Origin of the sequence: Arthrobacter sp. 2MCAF15 (assembly GCF_052115605.1) — a bacterium.
Classification (GTDB): Bacteria; Actinomycetota; Actinomycetes; order Actinomycetales; family Micrococcaceae; genus Arthrobacter.
Genome location: NZ_JBFRGZ010000046.1, coordinates 1 through 1,811, shown reverse-complemented (window position 1 = coordinate 1,811; position 1,811 = coordinate 1). Strand labels below are relative to the sequence as shown.

The window sequence follows — 1,811 nt, the reverse complement described above, 5'->3', positions numbered from 1 at the left end:
CGGCGCTCCTAATTCGTTGTTAAGCAGCTTCTCGCGGGTCATTTCGGTTGGTTTGCCGGGGGCTGTCTTCAGGGTTCTGCGGCACAATCCGCTGGTGCGACGCCTACGGCGCTCTTGGGTCTTTGAATCCTCGACGCAGAGCGGCGCGTCCTGGCTTGTGCGGTTGTGCCGCAGAACACTGGTGCGACGCCCTCTGCGCTCGTGGGTCTTTGAATCCTCGACGAAGAGCGGCGCGTTCCGGTGCGGTCGCGCCGCAGAACCCTGAATTAGCCGGTAGATGCCCTCTGGGTTTTTGCCGACCAGGTTCAGCGGCCGCGTGGCAGCAGAACCTCTGACTGCTGGTGTGGTAATTGATTCTCGTGGTGCGTGCAGGCTGCGGGATGACCCCTCTTTCCTCCGGGAGCCTTAGAGCTCTTGGTCAGACCGGGGCGCCCGAAGTGGACTCGTTTCACGAACGGCTGGTGAGATGGCAGACCCTCGAGTCTTGGAATTAGGGCGCCGCGTGATCCGAACTGACACGCCCCGAGAACAGAACACGCATTGACCGAGAGGAGTACAGATTGGACCTCTACTGCGGGATCGATTGGGCCGAGGGCCACCACGACATTGCCATCGTCGACAGCGCCGGCGATCTGCTCGCCAAACGCCGCATCACCGACGATGCTGCAGGCTACCGGGCACTGATGGAGCTGCTCGCCGAACACGGGGACACACCCGAGCACCCTGTCCCGGTGGCGATCGAAACCAGCCATGGCCTCCTCGTTGCGGCTCTTCGCGCTGGCACCCGGAAGATTTACGCGGTCAATCCGCTCTCGGCGGCACGCTACCGCGACAGGCACGGGGTCTCGAAGAAGAAGTCCGATCCGGGGGATGCCCTGGTGCTGGCGAACATCCTTCGCACCGACGCCCATGCACATCGCCCTCTCCCTGCTGATACCGATCAGGCTAGGGCGATCACTGTCCTGGCCCGTGCCCAGCAGGATGCGGTCTGGGCACGTCAGCAGACCGCCAACCAGCTCCGCTCCGTGCTGCGCCAGTTCTACCCGGCGCTCCTTCAAGCCGGCTCGGTATGGCAGAACGGGCTCGCCCGCCCCGAAACCAGGGAACTTCTGCGCATCGCACCCACCCCGGGCGCCGCGGCACGGCTCAGCACGGCCCGGATCGAAGCAGCACTGCGCCGCGCGGGCCGCTCCCGTGGCATCGCCGCCCAGGCCCAGCGAATCAAGCTCATCCTTCGTGGTGACCACGCCCGCCAGCCCCAGGCCGTCGAAGACGCGATGGGCCAGCAGGTTTCCGGGCTTTTGCTCCTTCTCGATGCTGCCTGCCAAGCCGTCGACCAGCTCAGCATCGCGGTCGAGGAGGCCTTCCTGGCCCACCCCGACGCCCAAATCCTGCTCAGCTTCCCTGGGGTTGGCACACAGCTCGGTGCCCGGCTCCTGGCTGAAATCGGAGACGACAGGAACCGCTTCTCCGACGCCCGCGCCCTGAAGGCATACGCCGGCTCCGCACCAATCACAAGAGCCTCGGGCAAGAAGAAATTCGTCGGCCGCAGATTCGTCAAGAACGACCGCCTTAGCACCGCCGGGTACATGTGGGCGCTGTCCGCCCTTACCGGATCCCCGGGTGCCAGAGCCCACTACCAGCGCCGCCGCGCAGCTGGCGACTGGCATGCAGCGGCCCAGCGCAACCTCTTCAATCGCTTCCTAGGCCAACTCCACCACTGCCTCACCACGCGTATCCATTTCGATGAAGCTACAGCCTTCACCCCGCGGGCAGCAGACCTTGCCGCTTGACTTCTTAAACACGTGAGA

At 64.7% G+C, this 1,811-nt stretch carries 1 protein-coding gene; it reads left to right on the top strand.

Annotation, left to right across the window (positions count from 1 at the left end):
• Positions 1–539 precede the first annotated feature (539 nt).
• A complete protein-coding gene (locus AB4089_RS22870) occupies positions 540–1,793 on the top strand; it encodes an IS110 family transposase (protein ID WP_441411554.1) in 1,254 nt (417 codons plus the stop codon).
• Positions 1,794–1,811: the final 18 nt, after the last annotated feature.